This is a genomic window from Amycolatopsis rifamycinica (assembly GCF_000695625.1).
Lineage (GTDB): Bacteria > Actinomycetota > Actinomycetes > Mycobacteriales > Pseudonocardiaceae > Amycolatopsis > Amycolatopsis rifamycinica.
The window spans coordinates 44,063-61,207 of record NZ_JMQI01000043.1; the positions used below are offsets into that span (position 1 = coordinate 44,063).

At 71.7% G+C, this 17,145-nt stretch carries 14 protein-coding genes; 6 read left to right on the forward strand and 8 right to left on the reverse strand.

What is annotated here, in order from left to right; all coding sequences use genetic code 11:
• Window positions 1–180: 180 nt before the first annotated feature.
• From DV20_RS19890 to DV20_RS19900, 3 genes are all read left to right on the forward strand, one after another.
• The gene (locus DV20_RS19890) at window positions 181–2,739 is read left to right on the forward strand and encodes an ATP-dependent Clp protease ATP-binding subunit (RefSeq protein ID WP_043782407.1); all 2,559 of its coding nucleotides are present in this window, start codon (window positions 181–183) and stop codon (window positions 2,737–2,739) included.
• 214 nt (window positions 2,740–2,953) lie between these two features.
• Window positions 2,954–3,316, forward strand: a complete 363-nt coding sequence (locus DV20_RS19895; protein WP_043782410.1) for a helix-turn-helix domain-containing protein — start codon at window positions 2,954–2,956, stop codon at window positions 3,314–3,316.
• 56 nt (window positions 3,317–3,372) lie between these two features.
• On the forward strand, window positions 3,373–5,067 hold the full coding sequence (locus DV20_RS19900; RefSeq protein ID WP_043782412.1) for an Hsp70 family protein: 1,695 nt from the start codon (window positions 3,373–3,375) through the stop codon (window positions 5,065–5,067).
• On the opposite strand, the gene DV20_RS19905 is transcribed toward DV20_RS19900, so the two are convergent.
• Together DV20_RS19905 and DV20_RS19910 are read right to left on the reverse strand one after the other, a co-directional pair.
• The gene (locus tag DV20_RS19905) at window positions 4,995–6,392 is read right to left on the reverse strand and encodes a hypothetical protein (RefSeq protein ID WP_051736054.1); all 1,398 of its coding nucleotides are present in this window, start codon (window positions 6,390–6,392) and stop codon (window positions 4,995–4,997) included. The genes DV20_RS19900 and DV20_RS19905 overlap by 73 nt on opposite strands.
• A gap of 1 nt (window position 6,393) precedes the next feature.
• Window positions 6,394–6,723: a hypothetical protein gene (locus DV20_RS19910; protein WP_051736055.1), complete on the reverse strand. Its 330-nt coding sequence runs from the start codon at window positions 6,721–6,723 to the stop codon at window positions 6,394–6,396.
• Window positions 6,724–6,849: 126 nt separating this feature from the next.
• Between DV20_RS19910 and DV20_RS19915 the strand changes: the two genes are divergently transcribed.
• A complete protein-coding gene (locus DV20_RS19915; protein ID WP_043782414.1) occupies window positions 6,850–7,512 on the forward strand; it encodes an Ig-like domain-containing protein in 663 nt (220 codons plus the stop codon).
• Here the strand turns inward: DV20_RS19915 and DV20_RS19920 are convergent.
• The 3 genes from DV20_RS19920 to DV20_RS19930 form a co-directional block, all read right to left on the reverse strand.
• The gene (locus DV20_RS19920; RefSeq protein WP_043782417.1) at window positions 7,509–7,913 is read right to left on the reverse strand and encodes a hypothetical protein; all 405 of its coding nucleotides are present in this window, start codon (window positions 7,911–7,913) and stop codon (window positions 7,509–7,511) included. The genes DV20_RS19915 and DV20_RS19920 overlap by 4 nt on opposite strands.
• Window positions 7,910–8,551, reverse strand: coding sequence for a pyroglutamyl-peptidase I (gene pcp, locus DV20_RS19925; RefSeq protein WP_043782418.1), 642 nt, complete (start codon window positions 8,549–8,551; stop codon window positions 7,910–7,912). The genes DV20_RS19920 and pcp overlap by 4 nt, the downstream gene beginning before the upstream one ends.
• A gap of 67 nt (window positions 8,552–8,618) precedes the next feature.
• Window positions 8,619–10,043 carry a M1 family metallopeptidase gene (locus tag DV20_RS19930; protein ID WP_043782421.1) on the reverse strand — a complete coding sequence of 475 codons (1,425 nt, stop codon included), beginning with the start codon at window positions 10,041–10,043 and terminating at the stop codon, window positions 8,619–8,621.
• A 148-nt stretch (window positions 10,044–10,191) separates the two neighbouring features.
• On the opposite strand from DV20_RS19930, the gene DV20_RS19935 reads away from it, so the two are divergent.
• Window positions 10,192–13,353 (forward strand): BTAD domain-containing putative transcriptional regulator, encoded by a 3,162-nt coding sequence (locus tag DV20_RS19935; RefSeq protein ID WP_043782423.1) that lies wholly within the window; start codon window positions 10,192–10,194, stop codon window positions 13,351–13,353.
• An 82-nt stretch (window positions 13,354–13,435) separates the two neighbouring features.
• Here the strand turns inward: DV20_RS19935 and DV20_RS19940 are convergent, their stop codons facing one another.
• On the reverse strand, window positions 13,436–14,242 hold the full coding sequence (locus DV20_RS19940) for an ABC transporter permease (RefSeq protein WP_043782424.1): 807 nt from the start codon (window positions 14,240–14,242) through the stop codon (window positions 13,436–13,438).
• Window positions 14,239–15,216 carry a daunorubicin resistance protein DrrA family ABC transporter ATP-binding protein gene (locus tag DV20_RS19945; protein WP_043782426.1) on the reverse strand — a complete coding sequence of 326 codons (978 nt, stop codon included), beginning with the start codon at window positions 15,214–15,216 and terminating at the stop codon, window positions 14,239–14,241. The genes DV20_RS19940 and DV20_RS19945 overlap by 4 nt, the downstream gene beginning before the upstream one ends.
• Window positions 15,217–15,320: 104 nt before the next feature.
• Between DV20_RS19945 and DV20_RS19950 the strand changes: the two genes are divergently transcribed.
• Window positions 15,321–16,337, forward strand: coding sequence for an endonuclease/exonuclease/phosphatase family protein (locus DV20_RS19950; RefSeq protein ID WP_043782427.1), 1,017 nt, complete (start codon window positions 15,321–15,323; stop codon window positions 16,335–16,337).
• Here DV20_RS19950 and DV20_RS19955 read toward each other — a convergent pair whose 3' ends face one another.
• Window positions 16,338–17,141 (reverse strand): SIR2 family NAD-dependent protein deacylase, encoded by an 804-nt coding sequence (locus DV20_RS19955; RefSeq protein ID WP_043782755.1) that lies wholly within the window; start codon window positions 17,139–17,141, stop codon window positions 16,338–16,340.
• Window positions 17,142–17,145 lie beyond the last annotated feature (4 nt).

Genomic DNA, 17,145 nt, shown 5'->3' on the forward strand with positions numbered 1-17,145 from the left:
AACCTGATGATGGAAGTACCCGGGAGATGCCACGTCCGGGTGCGGAAGAGACCGCCGAGAGCCGTAGTGCTACGCCAGCGCGACGAGTTGGCTACTAGAGTGGTCTCACGGTGCTGAATCCATCGTGGTGAAAGCACGCGATGGAAACGGGCCGCCGGCGCAGCAGTCGAGGGAGTGCATATGTTCGAGAGGTTCACCGACCGCGCGAGGCGGGTGGTCGTCCTGGCTCAAGAAGAGGCCAGGATGCTCAACCACAACTACATCGGCACCGAGCACATCCTCCTGGGTCTGATCCACGAGGGTGAGGGTGTCGCCGCCAAGGCGCTGGAGTCGCTGGGCATCGCCCTGGAGGGCGTGCGCCAGCAGGTCGAAGAGATCATCGGCCAGGGCCAGCAGGCGCCGAGCGGGCACATCCCGTTCACGCCGCGCGCCAAGAAGGTGCTGGAGCTGTCGCTGCGCGAAGCGCTGCAGCTCGGCCACAACTACATCGGCACCGAGCACATCCTGCTCGGCCTGATCCGCGAGGGCGAGGGCGTCGCCGCGCAGGTCCTGGTCAAGCTGGGAGCGGACCTCAACCGGGTCCGCCAGCAGGTGCTGCAGCTGCTCTCGGGCTACCAGGGCGGCAAGGAGTCCACCGAAACCGGTTCCGGCCGCGGTGAGGGCACCCCGTCGTCGTCGCTGGTCCTGGACCAGTTCGGCCGCAACATGACCGTGCTCGCCCGCGAGGGCAAGCTCGACCCGGTCATCGGGCGCGGCAAGGAGATCGAGCGGGTCATGCAGGTGCTGTCCCGCCGGACCAAGAACAACCCGGTGCTCATCGGCGAGCCGGGCGTCGGCAAGACCGCCGTCGTCGAGGGCCTCGCGCAGAGCATCGTCAAGGGCGAGGTGCCCGAGACGCTCAAGGACAAGCAGCTCTACACGCTCGACCTGGGCTCCTTGGTCGCCGGCTCCCGCTACCGCGGTGACTTCGAAGAGCGCCTGAAGAAGGTGCTCAAGGAGATCAAGACCCGCGGCGACATCATCCTGTTCATCGACGAGCTGCACACGCTGGTCGGGGCGGGTGCCGCCGAGGGCGCGATCGACGCGGCTTCGATCCTGAAGCCGATGCTCGCCCGCGGTGAGCTGCAGACGATCGGCGCGACCACCCTCGAGGAGTACCGCAAGTACATCGAGAAGGACGCCGCCCTCGAGCGCCGGTTCCAGCCGATCCAGGTCGGCGAGCCGTCGCTGGAGCACACGATCGAGATCCTCAAGGGCCTGCGCGACCGGTACGAGGCGCACCACCGCGTCTCGATCACCGACTCGGCGCTGGTCGCCGCCGCGACCCTGGCGGACCGGTACATCAACGACCGGTTCCTCCCGGACAAGGCGATCGACCTGATCGACGAGGCCGGCGCCCGGATGCGCATCCGCCGGATGACCGCGCCGCCGGACCTGCGCGAGTTCGACGAGAAGATCGCGAACGTCCGCCGCGACAAGGAGTCCGCGATCGACGCGCAGGACTTCGAGCGGGCCGCCCGCCTGCGGGACGAGGAGAAGACCCTCCTCGGCCAGAAGGGCGAGCGGGAGAAGCAGTGGAAGGACGGCGACCTCGACGTCGTCGCCGAGGTCGACGACGAGCAGATCGCGGAGGTGCTGGCCAACTGGACCGGCATCCCGGTGTTCAAGCTGACCGAGGAGGAGACCACCCGGCTGCTGCGCATGGAGGAAGAGCTCCACAAGCGCATCATCGGCCAGGAGGACGCGGTCAAGGCCGTCTCGCAGGCGATCCGCCGTACGCGTGCCGGTCTGAAGGACCCGAAGCGCCCGTCGGGCTCGTTCATCTTCGCCGGCCCGTCCGGTGTCGGTAAGACCGAGCTGTCCAAGGCGCTGGCCTCGTTCCTGTTCGGCGAGGATGACGCGCTCATCCAGATCGACATGGGTGAGTTCCACGACCGCTACACCGCTTCGCGGCTCTTCGGTGCCCCTCCGGGCTACGTGGGCTACGAAGAGGGCGGCCAGCTGACGGAGAAGGTGCGTCGCAAGCCGTTCTCGGTGGTCCTGTTCGACGAGATCGAGAAGGCGCACCAGGAGATCTACAACACGCTCCTGCAGGTGCTGGAGGACGGCCGCCTGACCGACGGTCAGGGCCGCACGGTCGACTTCAAGAACACGGTCCTCATCTTCACGTCCAACCTGGGCACGTCGGACATCTCGAAGTCCGTCTCGCTCGGGTTCGCCGGGTCCAACGACACCGGCACCCGGTACGAGAAGATGAAGCAGAAGGTCAACGAGGAAATGAAGAAGCATTTCCGCCCGGAGTTCCTGAACCGGATCGATGACATCATCGTGTTCCACCAGCTGACGCAGGAACAGATCATCATGATGGTCGACCTGATGATCGGCCGCGTGGAGACGCAGCTCCGCGCGAAGGACATGGAGCTGGAGCTGACGGCCAAGGCGAAGTCGCTGCTGGCCAAGCGCGGTTTCGACCCGGTGCTGGGTGCGCGGCCGCTGCGCCGCACGATCCAGCGCGAGATCGAGGACCAGCTGTCGGAGAAGATCCTCTTCGGCGAGGTCGAGCCCGGCCAGATCATCCTGGTCGACGTCGAGGGCTGGAGCGGCAACCCGGAGGACAAGGACGACCAGGCGAAGTTCACCTTCCGCGGTGAGCGCCGTCCGTCGTCCATCCCGGACGCCCCGCCGGTCAGCATCGGCGCCGGCCACGAGGAGCAGGGCGGCGAAGCCGAAGGCGAGTGATCGTCGCGTAGTACGCCAGGAGGGCGGTTCCCCGAGCGGGAGCCGCCCTTCGGCGTTTGCGGCTGGCGCACTCCGGCTATAGGGAGCCTTCGATCCGGTGCGCTGTGCGTTGCTTCTGGTGGCCGGGCACTGGAAGGGCTGGTACGAACTCAACATCCCCGTCGCGGAGCAGCGGTTCCGGGACCACCTGCGAGCCGGAGAGGAGGGCTGAGCGATGAGCCGGTCGTGGAAGGAAGTCAAAGCCGAGAAGCTCGCCATCGACCGTGCGGCCGGTCGCGACGTCGATGCCGCGCGCACCGCGGCGCGGGAGGCGACCGAGGCTTATGTCCTCGGGTTCCGCCTGGCCCAGCTCCGGGAGGACGCCGGTGTCAGCCAGACCGAGCTGGCCCGGCGGATGGGGGTCAGCCAGCCGCGGATCAGCCAGCTCGAACAGGGTGACCCGGGACAGATGGCGCTGGACACCCTTCGCCGCTACATCACGGCCCTCGGTGGCCGGATGCGAGTGGTGGCCGACTTCGAGGACCATGACGTCACCGTTTCGGCCGCTCAGCCAGGTCACACCGACGCCCGCGCCTGAGCGGAGCGGCACCTCCCGTCCGTGAGACGATGCCCGCGGGCTTGGGAGGGACCGCTTTGGACGTGCTGTCGATCGACTTCGGGACTTCGAGCACGGTCGGCGTCCTCTCCGCCTTCGGGCGTGGGCCGCGGGCCATCGAGGTTGACGGCTCGGTCACCATGTCCTCCGCCGTCTACGTCAACGATGACGGGCTGCTCGTCGTGGGGCAGGATGCCGAACGGCGGGCGCGGCTGGATCCCAGCCGGTTCGAACCGAATCCCAAACGGCGGATCGACGAAGGCCGGCTGAAGCTGGGTGAGACCGAGGTCGACGTCGCCGACGCCTTCGCCGCCGTTCTGCGGCGGATGGGCGAAGAGGCCGAACGGCAGCTCGGCCGTCCGCCCGCGCAGACCCGGATTTCGCACCCCGCCGGGTGGGGCGCCGACCGGCAGGAAGTGCTCAGGACCGCCGCCGCGAAGGCACGGTTCGCCGATGTGCGGCTGGTTCCCGAGCCGGTGGCCGCCGCCGCGCACTACGCCAGTCTCGGGCGCCGGGGCGGTGGGCCCATCGGGGTCTACGACCTCGGGGCCGGCACCTTCGACTGCGCCGTCGTCGGGGTCACCCGGCAGGGCTTCACCGTGCTCGCCGAGGACGGCCTGCCCGATCTCGGCAGCCTTGACATCGACCAGGCCCTGCTCGTCCACATCGGACGCGAGGTGTCGCACGCCGATCCGGCGCAGTGGCAACGCCTCCTGCGGCCGCAGACCACCGCCGACCGCCGGACGCGCCGGGCGTTGCTGCAGGATGTCCGCGACGCCAAGGAAAGCCTCTCCCGGCACGCGCAGACCCACGTGCCGATGGCCGAGCCGTTCGGCGACGTCCTCGTCAGCCGGGACGAGCTCGAAGCGCTCGTGCGGCCCAGCCTGCTGCGCAGCGCCGAGCTGCTCGCCGCCACGATCCGCCGCGCCGGGCTCACCCCCGCGCAGCTGTCCGGTGTCTACCTCGTCGGCGGGCCGAGCCGGATGCCGCTGCTGGCCACCCTGCTCGGACGCCAGCTCGGCGTCACGCCGACGACGCAGGACCAGCCCGAGACCGCTGTCGCGTTCGGGCTCCACCACGTCCCGCTCGGGACCACCACCGACCTCACCGTGCCCGCGTTCGCGCCCGTCCGCCCGCCGGTGACGCCGCCGCGGCCGCAGCCGTGGCAGCAGCAAGCCCCGCTGCCGCAGTACACGCCGCCACCACCGGAACCGCGCCGGAAACCCAAGCCCTGGTTCCTCGCGCTCGCCGTGCTCTTGGTCGCCGCGGTCGTGGCCACCGTCGTCGTGTTCGTCATCCGCGATCAGGCCGCGAAGGCCGCAGCGGACTGCACGCAGACGGCACAGCGCGACCGGGCGGGGTTCACCCCGTGCCTGCGCTCACTGGCCGGGTCCGTCCCGGACCGGGGCACCTGCAAGGAAAGCGACCACTTCGGCAGGCTGCTGGGTGCCCAGCTCGCGGTCGACTGCAGCCTCACGGGCGGCAGTGTCCGCTACTTCCAGGGCTTGACCACCCAGGAGATCGAGGTGAACACGAGGCTGACGCCCTCCGGACGCGGCACCTGGGACGGCGGCGGGCTGCACGGCGAGTACGTCGCGAGTGCCGACAAGAAGTCGTCGATCGTGCTCTTCGGTGTGGCCGAGCGCCGGGTGGCCGCGGTCTACCTCACCGAAGAGCCCCGCCGCACCGAGGACCTGATCGCCGGCTTCACCCGCGAGATCAAACCGGCCTGATTCACCAGGCCTTGTCGAACCGCATGCCGCCGGCGTACCACTCGTCGTCCGGCACCGGCCCGGACGGCGGTGCCGAGGCGGCCGGAGCGTCCGAAGACCGGTCCTTGAGCACCTTGCCGTCCGGCTCCGCGACCCCGGCCGTGGCCGCCGGCGACGCCGGAGCGGCCGGCGGTGCCGGAGCGGCCGCCGGAACCGGGGCCGGTTCGAACCGCACCCGCCAGCGCAGGCGGTCCATCAGGTAGCCGCCGGTGCCCAGCGGCGCCAGCAGCTGCCCGGTCCGCTTCGCCGACTCGCGCGCCGCTGGACACCTGGCCGTCGGGGGCGATGTCGACGTTCGCCTCGCGGACGCTCTTCTCGGTCTGCCGCGACGTGCGGTCGGTCTCGAAGTTGCCCGGGTCGAAGCTCGAGCCCGGGCTGACGTCCGGCGCGTCGGGGATCTTCGGCAGGTCGACGGCTTCGTCGCCGATGCGGTTCGCCAGTGTCCGCGCCGCGTCGGCGGCGCCGTCGCGGATCTTGCCCGCGCTGTCGATGAAGCTCTGGTACAGGTCGAACCCGTTGTCGCCGGTGATCTCCGCCTGGTTCGCCACCACCGCGGTGATCGCGCCACCGGCGGCGTTCCCGGCGATGATCGCGCCGTTGGCCATGGTGAAGATCGTCGCGCCCGCCGCGGCGCCCGCGCCGGCGGTGGCGACGGTGAGCAGCCCGGTGACCGCGCCCGCGAACGTCGCCGCCAGCACCTTCGAGAACGCCGCTTCGCGCTTGCGTTCCTGGTTCTTCTGGTAGTCCTCCGCCGTCTTCCGGAACGTGGAGCCGAGGTTGTTCAGGTCCTGCCGGGCCGAGGCGATGGCCTCGCGCGCGGCGACGAGGTCGCTCTCCAGGATGGTGATCTTGGTTTCGACCTCGGTGAAGGTGTCCGCGAGCTCGTTCAGGTAGGCCTTGACGGCGTTCGCCGCGGAGCCGCGCCAGACGTCGAGGAACTGGCGGGCGTCGTCGAGCTTCGGGCCCGAGTCGCGCTGCAGCCCCTTCCAGACGGCGTCGTGCTTCATGATCAGGCTCTGCAGGCCCCCGGCCGAATCGTGGTCGATGTCGGCGTCGGAGAACTCGCGGTAGCGGGCGGCGACTTCGTGCTGCATCTGCTTGAAGCCGTCGTCGCCGGGGCCCATGCCGAAGATCCAGTCGGTCAGCCGCAGGATCTCCAGCGCGTCGAGGGCGTCGTTCGCGCCCTCCTTCAGGTCCTCGGAGACACCTTCGAGCAGCTCGGCGCGGCGGTCGTCGCCACCGGACATCGGCTGGGCGTCGAGCCCGGTGTCGAAGTAGCCGTCCACGTCAGTTCCCCTCCAGGCCCGCGGCCGCCCGGTTGACGCGCTGCTTCGAGTCTTCGTCGGCCTTCTCGTACAGCTCCGCGACGCGCATCAGCGCGTGGCTCGTGTCGGCCGTGGTCTGGTGCAGCTGCGCGACGAGCTTCTGGATCTTCGCCAGGTGGTCGTTGTAGGCCGCGGCGACCGCGGGCATGCCCAGTGTGCGGCCGAAGGCGTTGTCCGCGGGCACCATGCCGCCGATACCGAGGAAGCCGTCGCCGTCGCCGAGGGTGAGCGGGACGTCGGTGCCACGCAGGCCGTTCGACGCCGCTTCCGCGGCGTCGGCCGCACCTTGCAAGGCCCGGGCCGAGTCCCATGGGACAGGCGGGTTTGCCGGCGGTGTGCCTCAGATCACGACGGGGTCGCCGTACCGCCGAACGGGGGAATCTCGTCCGTGCCGGGTGTGCTCGCCGCTCCTCCCTGCATGAGCACAGTCACGGAACCTCGCGCCCCCACCGTGCGGAGCCGCTTGCGCGACGCGAAACGCTTCTCCTGGACGGGCTTCGCGGTCACGGTCGGGGCGTCGCTGCTCGGCACGCTCGTGCCGGCGGCGATCGGCGCCGGCCCGGACGCGACGCTGGTTTCCACGCTGGTGGTCACGGTGCTGGCGGCCGGGGGGTTCACCGCCAAGGACGGCAGCGCCCGCGGCGTCAAGGCGATCGCGATCGTGCTGCTGGCGACGGGCGCGCTGGTCCTGACGGTGACCGGGGTGACGGTGCTCGACCTGGTGCGCGGCCGCCCGGCGACGTTCCCGGGCGTACCGGAGGCCGCCGCGCAACCGCGGGTGCTCGTCCCCGAGTCGGTCGCGTGCGGCACGACCCCGGTGCACACGACGACCAGGTGCGCGGTCGCGGTCCGCAGCGTCGGCGCGAGCGCGCTGCGGGTGAGCGGGATCGAGCTGGACGGCACGGACTTCGTGGTCGACGCGAGCCGGTGCGTGGGCCAGGACGTGGCGCCGGGCCGCCGGTGCACGTTGCTGGTCAGCTTCACCCCGGCCTGGAGCGGCGACCGCGTCGCCGACCTGACGGTCCACCACAACGTCCCGGGCCCGGCGGCGTTCGTCGAGCTCACCGGCCGCGGTGGTTAGCGCACGCCGATCCGGGCGCGCCGGGCCGTCAGGACCTGCAGGAGCGCCGAAACCGCCGCCAGCGGCAGGATCCGGAAGACGCCCAAGGCACCGGTGACGTTGTAGACGACCACGAACGCCGCCGGAGCCAGCAACGCGGTCACCACGACCGGCGGCTTCGGCCTCAGCCGCGTCAGGTTGACGGCGAACAGCGTGAGCAGCGACGACCCGGCCGCGGTCGCGACGAAGACGACCAGGCCGAGGAACCACACGCCGAGCCCGCAGGTTTCTTCGCCGCCGTCGCACATGTGGTCGTACCGGCCGGACATCGCGATCCAGAAGACGCCCGCACCGGCACCGATGAGGGCGCCCCACGTCCCCACCGCGACGAGGACGCGGGGGTCGGTCCGCTGCGTGGTCAATGCTCCGCGCCCGCGCTGACCGCCAGGTCCTCGGTGACCCGCAACGCCGTGTCCGCCACCGCTTCGAGCGCGTCGGCGATCCGGTCCACGCTCAGCGACGCCTCGGGCTTGCCCGCCGCCGCGACCTGCTCCGGGCTGAACGGGACGTGCACGAAACCGCCGCGGACGCCCGGGAACTCCGTGACCAGCAGGTGCATCAACCCGTAGAACACCTGGTTGCACACGTACGTCCCGGCGGTGTGGGACACCGACGCCGGTACGCCCGCGGCGCGGATCGCCGCCACGCACGCCTTCACCGGCAACGTCGTGAAGTAGGCCGCCGGGCCGTCCGGGACCACCGGGGCGTCCACCGGCCGGGCGCCCGCGTTGTCCGGGATGCGGGCGTCGATCAGGTTGATCGCCACCCGCTCCGGGGTCACCTCGGACCGGCCGCCCGCCTGGCCGGCGCAGACCACCAGCGACGGCCGGTGCTCCACGAGAGCCCGCCGCAGCGCGGGCAGCGACGCCGCGAATTCGCAGGGCAGCTCGACCGCGGCGACGTCGTCCCGACGCGCGGCGAGCAGCGAAACCGCCTGCCACGACGGGTTGACCGACTCGCCGCCGAACGGGGCGAACCCCGTCATCAGCACCCTGGCCATGTGTCCTCCCGGAACAGCGTCGAGGCCACCCTACGTCCGCAGGGTGGCCTCGACGAACGACCGCGGATCAGGCGGCGGGCTTCAGCCCACCGGGGAAGAGGTACTCGTCGGCCGGTTTGCCGGTGCCGTACACCCACGCGTCGAAGAAGCCCTGGAGGCTGCGGTGCGCGGCGAATTCGGTGAACCGCTGGAAGTCCGGCACGCTCGCGTTCCCGTCGCGGTGCAGCGACGGCCAGGTCTTCAGGACCCAGGAGAAGGCCCGCTCACCGATGTAGTTGCGGAGCGCGTGCAGCATCATCGGGCCCTTCGAGTACACGTACGTGAACTCGTTGCCCGCGCCCATGTCGTACAGCTTCCCGTTCCAGAACGCCGTGGAAGCCTTCTTGACGTCGTCGGCGTACTGCTTGTTCAGGTCGACGCCTTCCTTCGCCTCGTCCCACAGCCAGGTGGCGTAGGAGGCGAAGCACTCGTTGAGGCAGACGTCGCGCCAGTGCTCGACCGCCACCGAGTCGCCGTACCACTGGTGGGCGTTCTCGTGGACGATCGTCGGCACCGTGCCGGCCCAGCCCGCCGAGTAGATCGGACGGCTCATGGTCTCCAGCGAGAAGCCGATCTGCTCGTTGAGGAAGATGCCGCCCGCCGCGTCGACCGGGTACGCGCCGAACTTCGACTCGAGGAAGTCGAGGATCTCCGGCAGCCGCGCCTCGGCCTGCTTCGTCGAGTCGGGGACGCCGGGGGCGAACGCGCTGACGATCGGCGTCCCGTCCCGGCGCGTCTGGCGGTCGAACGTCCACTTGTCGATCGCGACCGTCGTCAGGTACGGCACGATCGGCGTCTCTTCGGCCCAGACGTGCGTGGTGCCGCCCGGCGCCTTGTGCGTCCCGCGTTCGCGGCCGTTGGCGATCACGCCCCACTCGTCGGGCACGGTGATGGCGAGGTGGAACGTGGCCTTGTCGCGCGGGGTGTCGTTGACCGGGTACCAGGTGGTGGCCGACTTCGGCTCGCCGGCGACGAACGCGCCGCCGGCCCGGGCGAACTGCCAGCCGTTGTTGCCGAGCGCCGGGTCGTCGATCGGCGCGGGCACGCCGTGGTAGGTGATCCTGACCTGGAAGCGCTGACCCCGCCACAGTGCCCGCGACGGCGTGATGACGAGCTCGTGGTCGCCGGTCCGGCCGAACTTCGCGTCCCGCCCGTCGACCTTCACGGAGTCGACGGTCAGGCCGTGCAGGTCGAGGTTGAACGAGCTGAGCGACTGCGTCGCCCGCGCGGCGATGTCCTGGTCGCCGGTGAGCCGGCGCGACGCCGGGTCGTAGGTGACCTTGAGGTTGTAGTCGGCGACGTCGTAGCCGCCGTTGCCGTCCTGCGGGTAGTAGCTGTCACCGGCGCCGTCGCTGCCGGGCTTCGCCGAACCGCCCGCGGCGGCGACCCCGGTGCCGAGGCAGAGACCGGCGACCACGGCGGCCGCCACCACGACCGGTTTCCGTCCCCTCATGAACGCTCCTGTCCGTATGCGGATGGGCATCGTCCGCAACGTATCGCCGGGCACGGGAGCTCCGGGCGATCGTGTCTTGTTTGTCCGGATAATCAGCACTTCCGTCGGGCGGCCCCGGCGGTGGCCCGGCGTCTGGAAAGCTGGACGCATGCGCGTTGCGCTGCTGGGCCCGCTGCGGGCGGCGGAAGACGACGGCACGCCGATCGACATCGGCGGTGCCCGCCTCCGCATGCTCCTGGCCCGGCTGGCCCTCGACGCCGGGCGGGCCGTCCCGGCCGATGCGCTCGTCGACGGGCTCTGGGGCGCCGAACCGCCGTCCGATGCGGCCAATGCCCTGCAGTCGCTGGTCTCGCGGCTGCGGAAAGTGCTGCCGGTGGCCGTCGAATCCGGGCCGGGCGGCTACCGGCTCGCGGTGGACGCCGCCGACGTCGACGCCGAACGCTTCGAACGGCTCGCCGCCGAGGGGCGCCGGGAACTGGCCGCGGGGCGCGATGCGCAGGCCGCCGACCTGCTCACCGAGGCCCTTGCGCTGTGGCAGGGCGCCGCGCTCGCCGACGTCCTCGACGCGCCTTTCGCGGCCGCGCCCGCCCGTCGGCTCACCGAACTGCGGACCGAGGCGGCCGAAGACCGGTTCGAAGCCTTGATCCGGCTGGGGGAGCACGCGGGGATCCTGGCCGACCTGAGTGCGGCGGCCGACGCCGATCCGCTGCGGGAACGGCTCGCCGGGCTGCGGATCCGGGCGCTGTGCGCCGCCGGGCGGCAGCCGGAAGCGCTGGCCGTCTACGCCGGGATCCGCCGCACCCTGGCCGATCAGCTCGGCGTCGATCCCTCGGCCGAACTGCAGGAAATCCACGTCGCCGCGCTGCGCGGGGAGTTCGCGCCGCCGTCGCCGGTCACCGATCGGCTGCCGACCCGGCTGACCAGCTTCGTCGGCCGCGACGACGAGCTCAAGCTGCTGGCCGAGCTGCTCGGCGGTGCCCGGCTGGTCACCCTGACCGGGCCGGGCGGGGCGGGCAAGACCCGGCTGGCCACCGAGGCGGCCTCCCGGCACCCGGCGCATCAGCAGGGCCGCGTCTGGTTCGCCGCGCTGGCCGGCGTCCGCGACCCCGACGACGTCGCCGGCGCGCTGCTGGGCGCGCTCGAAGTCCGCGACATCCGCACCGAGACCGAGGTCCACCGCCGCCCGCCGGACCCGGTCGGACAGGCCGTCGAGGTGCTCGGCGGCGCGGAAGCCCTGCTGGTGCTGGACAACTGCGAACACGTCGTCGACGCCGCCGCCCGGCTGGCCGACGAACTGCTGCACCGGGCCCCGAAGCTGCGGGTACTGGCGACCAGCCGCGAACCACTGGCCATCACCGGGGAGGCGCTGTGCCCGCTCGGGCCCCTGCCGGTGCCCGCCGAACGCGCCGCCCCCGCGGAGGCCGCCGAGCTCGACTCGACCCGGCTGTTCCTCGACCGGGCGGCCGCCGTCCGGCCCGACTTCGTGCTGGACGAGTCCACAGTGGACCAGGTCGGCGAGATCTGCCGCCGGCTCGACGGGATGCCGCTGGCACTGGAGCTGGCCGCGGCGCGGCTGCGGTCGATGACCGTGGCCCAGATCGCCGGACGGCTCGGCGACCGCTTCCGGCTGCTCACCTCGGGCAGCCGCACGGCGCTGCCGCGCCAGCGGACGCTGCGCGCGGTCGTCGAATGGAGCTGGGACCTGCTGACCGAGGCCGAGCTGGTGCTGGCCCGGCGGTTCGCGGTGTTCGCCGGCGGCGCCGAGCTGGGGGCGATCGAGGCCGTCTGCGCGGACGGGCGGCTACCGGCGGCCGACGTGCCGTACGTGCTCGGCAGCCTGGTCGAGAAGTCCATAGTGGACACGGTCGACACCGGGAACGGCGAGCCGCGGTACCGGATGCTCGAGACGCTGCGCGCGTACGCCACCGAGCGCCTGGCGGAGTCGGGCGAGCACGACTCCACGCGCCGGGCGCTGGGGTCCTACTACGCCGAGTTCGCCCAGCGGCTGGAGCCGACGCTGCGCACCGGCGCGCAGCTGAAGGCGATCGACGCGTTCGAAGCCGAGAGCGCGAACCTGATCGCGGCCCTGCGCGGCGCGATCGAGATGTCCGATGTGGACAACTCGGTCGGCCTGCTGGACGGGATGATCTGGTACTTCACCATTCTCGGCCAGGGTGGCCGGGCGGGCGGCCTGATCCGCGACACGCTCGCGTTCGGCGATCGGCTGCCGCCCGCGGTCAACGCCGCCTACCGGGCGCTCGTCTACCTCATGGACGAGGTCCCGGTGCGGTCGGAGCAGGCCGAAATCATCCAGCTGGTCGACGATTGCGTGCGCACCGGCGCCGTGGACCGCTACCCCGGGCTCGCGGTGGCCCTGCCGATGCTGGCGTTCCTCGGCGGCGATCGCGAGGTCGCCGTCCGCGAGGTCCGCCGCGCCGAGCAGCACCCGGACGCGTGGATCCGGGCCGGCGGCTACTGGGTGGACAGCTTCCTGCTCGACGACGAGGGTGACGTCGCGGGCGCGGACCGGGCGCGCGAACTGGCCCACGCCGGGTTCGAGGCGGTCGGTGACCGCTGGGGCATCGCGATGACGCTCAGCTTCCAGGGCTACGCGTTGTCCCAGGACGGGGAAAGCGCGAAGGCCATCGAGGTCTTCCAGCGCGGCCTCGCCCTCTCGATCGAGCTGCGGTCGCACGAGGATGCCGTGCAGCACTGGTGGCGGCTGGCCGTCGAGCACGCGCGAGCCGGGGACTTCGCCGCGGCCTGGCGCGACCAGGAAGCGGCGGAGCGCTACGGCCGCGGGATCACCAACCCGCAGCAGCGCGCCATCCTCATGTTCGGCCGGCTCGAGCTGCTGCTGCGCACGGGCGAGCTCGCCGAGGCGCGGGCGCTGCTCGACCGCGTCGCCTCCCTCGGCGGCGAGGACTGGTTCCCCGGCGGCATCGGCAACGAGTGGATCCACGCGTTCGAGGCGCGGATCCTGCTGGCCGAGGGCCGCTTCGCCGAGGCGGAACCGCACGTGGCCATCGCGATCCGCGCCACCGACCAGCGCGGCGACATGCCCGACATGGCGGGCTCGGTGGAACTGCTGGCGACGATCCGCGCCCGCCAAGGCCGCCACGAGACGGCGGCGCGGATGCTGGCGGCGTCGGCCGTGGTCCGGGGGCGGATGGACCTCGGCAGTCCCGAGGTGCGGGCGCTGACCGACGAACTGCGCGCGGCGTTGCCGGACTACGAAACGATCCACGGCGAAGTCCGGATGCTGTCCAAAAAGGACGTCATCGCCTGGCTGCTGGCGGAGCTGGACTAGCACACGCCGGAGGGGACGTCCGCCCCCGCGAACGTCCCCTCCGGCTTCCCCTTGGCGCGACTCACCCCCGTGTGTGCGCCTCTCAGACCCGCCGGCGGTAGGCCCAGGTGGCCAGCGGGAAGAACACGACCACGGCACCGGCCATCCAGGCCAGCGCCCCGGCCAGCGGACCGGCCACCGGCCCGCCGTTCATCAGGCCGCGCAGCGCGTTCGCCATCAGGCTGACCGGGCTGATGTCCGCCCACGCCCGCAGCCAGCCCGGCATGGTGGACGTCTGCACGAACACGTTGCTGCCGAAGGTCAGCGGCATGATGAAGACGAACATCAGCGCCTGCGCCGAACCCGGCGTCTTCATCAGCATGCCGACGAACACCGAGCCCCAGCAGAAGCTCAGCCCGAACGCCAGCGCGAGCAGGATCGCCACGGCGAACTCGCCGGGGCTGGTCGCGATCCGGTAGCCCATCAGGGTCGCCACCACCATCAGCACCGCCAGGCACACGACGTACCGCACGACGTCGGCGAGCACCGCGCCGATCAGCGGGGCCGAGCGGGCGATCGGCATGCTGCGGAACCGGTCGAACACGCCCTTGGTGACGTCGGTGTTGAGCTGCACGCCGACGGTCAGGCACGCCTGCAGGATGTTCATCACGATGATGCCGGGCACGACCATCTGCAGGTAGGCGTCGGTCGAGCCGGACAGCGCGCCGCCGAACAGGTAGACGAAGATGACCAGGAAGACGATCGGCATCAACGTGACGTCGGCGAGCTGTTCGGGGTTCTTGCGGATCTTCAGGATGCCGCGCCAGGCCAGCGAAAGCGCGTGTTGGAGCCCCTTGCCGGGGCTGATGTGCCGCGGCGGGGCCGGGCGGTCGAGGGCCAGCGTCGTCATGCCAGGCTCCCTTCGAGGGTCTTGTCCTCGGTGGACTGTTCGGCGGTGTGCCCGGTGAGGGCGAGGAACACCTCGTCGAGGCTGGGCAGCCGCAGCGCCAGCTCGTCCGCGGTGATCCCGGCTTCGTCCAGCTTGCGGACCAGGGTGGACAGCAGCACCGGGTCGTCGACCGGTGCGGTGAGCAGGCCGGATGAGTCGTCGCGGACCGGCCGGACGCCGGAGAGGTCGCCGAGGATCCGGTTGACGGCGTCCATGTCGGACAGCCGGGTCGGCCGGACCTGCAGCGTCTGGCCGCCGACGCGGCGCTTCAGCTCGTCGGCCCGGCCGTCGGCGACGACCCGGCCGTGGTCGAACACGGTGATCTTGTCGGCCAGCTGGTCGGCTTCCTCCAGATACTGCGTGGTCAGCAGCACCGTGGCGCCCTCGGCGACGAGGCCGCGGACGACGTCCCAGACCTCGTTGCGGGCGTGCGGGTCGAGGCCGGTGGTCGGCTCGTCGAGGTAGAGCACCTCGGGCCGGCCGACGAGGCTGGCGGCCAGGTCGAGCCGCCGCCGCATGCCGCCCGAGTACGTCCGGATCGGGCGCTTGGCCGCCTTGGTCAGCTCGAAGCGGTCGATCAGCTCGGTGGCGCGGGTCTTGGCGTGGGCCCGCGAGTAGCCGTACAACCGTCCGATCAGGACGAGGTTCTCGATGCCGTTGAGGTCCTCGTCGACCGACGCGTACTGCCCGGTCAGCCCGATCAGGCTGCGGACCCGGACCGGGTCGGCGACCACGTCGTAACCCCCGACCGTGGCTCTGCCGGCGTCCGGTTTCATCAGCGTCGCCAGGATCCGGACCGCGGTCGTCTTGCCGGCGCCGTTCGGCCCGAGCACGCCGACGACCTGCCCGAACGGGACCTCGAGGTCCACCCCGTCCAGCGCCTTGGTGTCCCCGAAGTGTTTGACCAGGCCCTCGGCCTGGATCGCGTGCGACATGGGCGTCCTCCTTCGCTGTCGCGTTGCTGTGAACAGTGGACGGCGGCGCTGGCAGGCCACGCACAGCGCGCTGTCAGCGGCTGGCAGGCGCTGGTGGAGATCTTGTGGAGGAGTTGTCGGTGGCCGGGCCGCGCGGCGCCGGTCTCGGCATACTCGGCAGCATGGTGGTTGCGGAAGAGGCGCGGTCGCGGCGGAAGAACCGGCTGGTCACGGGCTTGCTGGGGGTCCTGGTGGTGCCGCTGGCCGTGCTGGCGGCGCTGCGCCTGCTCGGCTTCGACGGCGGCTGGTACACGCTCGTCGCGCTGTCGCTGACGCCGTACGCGGCGGCCGCGGGGCTGCTCGTCGGCGGCCTCTCCTTGGCGTTGCGGCGGTGGTGGATCGGCGGGGTCGCGCTGGTGCTGGCGCTCGCGCTGGCCCTCCTCGTCCTCCCGCGGATGTCGGTCGGCGAGCAGCGCGACCTCCACGGCAAGACCCTGCGTGTCCTCTCCTCGAACCTGCTGTACGGCCAAGCGGACGCGAAGGCCGTCGTCGACCTCGTGCGCGAGCAGCGGATCGACGTGCTGAACCTGGTCGAGATGACGCCGTCCGCGGTCGACCGGCTGACCGCGGCCGGGCTGTTCGACCTGCTGCCGCACCGGGTGCTGCACCCGGCGCCCGGCGCGTTCGGCTCGGGGATCGCCTCGCGCTTCCCGCTGAAGGAGGTCAACCTGACCGGGGATTCGGCGGCCAAGCAGCCGGGCGCGGAGGCCGACCTCGGCGACGGCGTGGTGGCCGAGATCGTCGCCGTCCACCCGATCTCCCCGGACGTCGACGCCCCGCAGTGGGAACGCGAGATCAAGGACCTCTCGCAGCCGGCGGGCGAACACGGCCTGCGCATCCTGGCCGGCGACTTCAACGCGACGCTGGACCACGCGGCGTACCGGACAATCCTGGCCCGCGGCTACCGCGACGCGGCGGAGGAGCGCGGCGAGGGGCTGGCCCCGACGTGGCCGTCGTCGATGCCGGTGGTGACCATCGACCACCTGGCGGTCGACAACCGGGCGGCCGTGCTGGACTACCGCGTGTTCGACGTCGCCGGCAGTGATCACCGGGCGGTGTTCGCCGAAGTCCGCCTGCCGTGATCAGCGCGGCAGGAGCTGCTTCAGCGTGTCCAGCGCGCCGGCCGCGATCGACACGCCCCGGCCGTGGCGGATCTCGGGTTCCCGCGGGTTGATGCGGATCAACGCGCCGCTCGCCGCGCTGGCCAGTTCGGCGTAGCGGCGGACCGTCGGGACCGCCTGGCCCGCGCCCAGTTCCACCACCACGAGGTCCCTGGCCGTGCGGCGCCACGCCGTCAGCTCGTCCAGCTGGGCCTGGCTGCGGTCCGGGACCCAGGAGGAGTCGCCGAACATGAGGATGTTGGGCCGGGCGAGGCCGCCGCAGCGGGGGCACGACGGCAGCGGCGGCACGGCCCGCATGGTCTCCTCGTCGACGACGACGTCCATGTCCGCCGGCCAGATGGCGTCCGTGCACCCGGCCAGGCACTGCAGGTGGTGGATCGAGCCGTGGGCCTCGGCCACGAACCCGAAGCCCGCCGCCTGGAACTGGCCGTCCACATTGGACGTGAACACGCGGGTGCCGTGGGGCGGCCGGGTGCCGAACTCGCGCAGCAGGCGGAACCCGTCGTGCGGCACGGTCCGGCGGTAGAGCTCCAGCCGGTGCCCGTAGAAACCCCAGGCCAGCTCGGGGTCCTCGGCGAAGTGCCGCGGGTCGGCGAGCTCCTCGAACCGCAGCCCGAGCCGGGCGTACGGCGGATACGCGCGCCAGAACCCCGCGCCGCCGCGGAAGTCCGGCAGGCCCGAGTCGACGCCCATGCCGGCGCCGGCGCAGATCAGCAGCGCGCCGGCGCCGTCCAGCAGCTCGGCGGCTCGGACCAGGTCACTCACCCGG

What these genes read in the sequence shown, in the direction of transcription:
- DV20_RS19890 (WP_043782407.1), top strand. Translation starts at nt 181, where the DNA reads ATGTTCGAGAGGTTCACCGACCGCGCGAGGCGGGTGGTCGTCCTGGCT.
- DV20_RS19895 (WP_043782410.1), top strand. Translation starts at nt 2,954, where the DNA reads ATGAGCCGGTCGTGGAAGGAAGTCAAAGCCGAGAAGCTCGCCATCGAC.
- DV20_RS19915 (WP_043782414.1), top strand. Translation starts at nt 6,850, where the DNA reads ATGAGCACAGTCACGGAACCTCGCGCCCCCACCGTGCGGAGCCGCTTG.
- pcp (WP_043782418.1), bottom strand. Translation starts at nt 8,551, where the DNA reads ATGGCCAGGGTGCTGATGACGGGGTTCGCCCCGTTCGGCGGCGAGTCG.
- DV20_RS19930 (WP_043782421.1), bottom strand. Translation starts at nt 10,043, where the DNA reads ATGAGGGGACGGAAACCGGTCGTGGTGGCGGCCGCCGTGGTCGCCGGT.
- DV20_RS19935 (WP_043782423.1), top strand. Translation starts at nt 10,192, where the DNA reads ATGCGCGTTGCGCTGCTGGGCCCGCTGCGGGCGGCGGAAGACGACGGC.
- DV20_RS19940 (WP_043782424.1), bottom strand. Translation starts at nt 14,242, where the DNA reads ATGACGACGCTGGCCCTCGACCGCCCGGCCCCGCCGCGGCACATCAGC.
- DV20_RS19945 (WP_043782426.1), bottom strand. Translation starts at nt 15,216, where the DNA reads ATGTCGCACGCGATCCAGGCCGAGGGCCTGGTCAAACACTTCGGGGAC.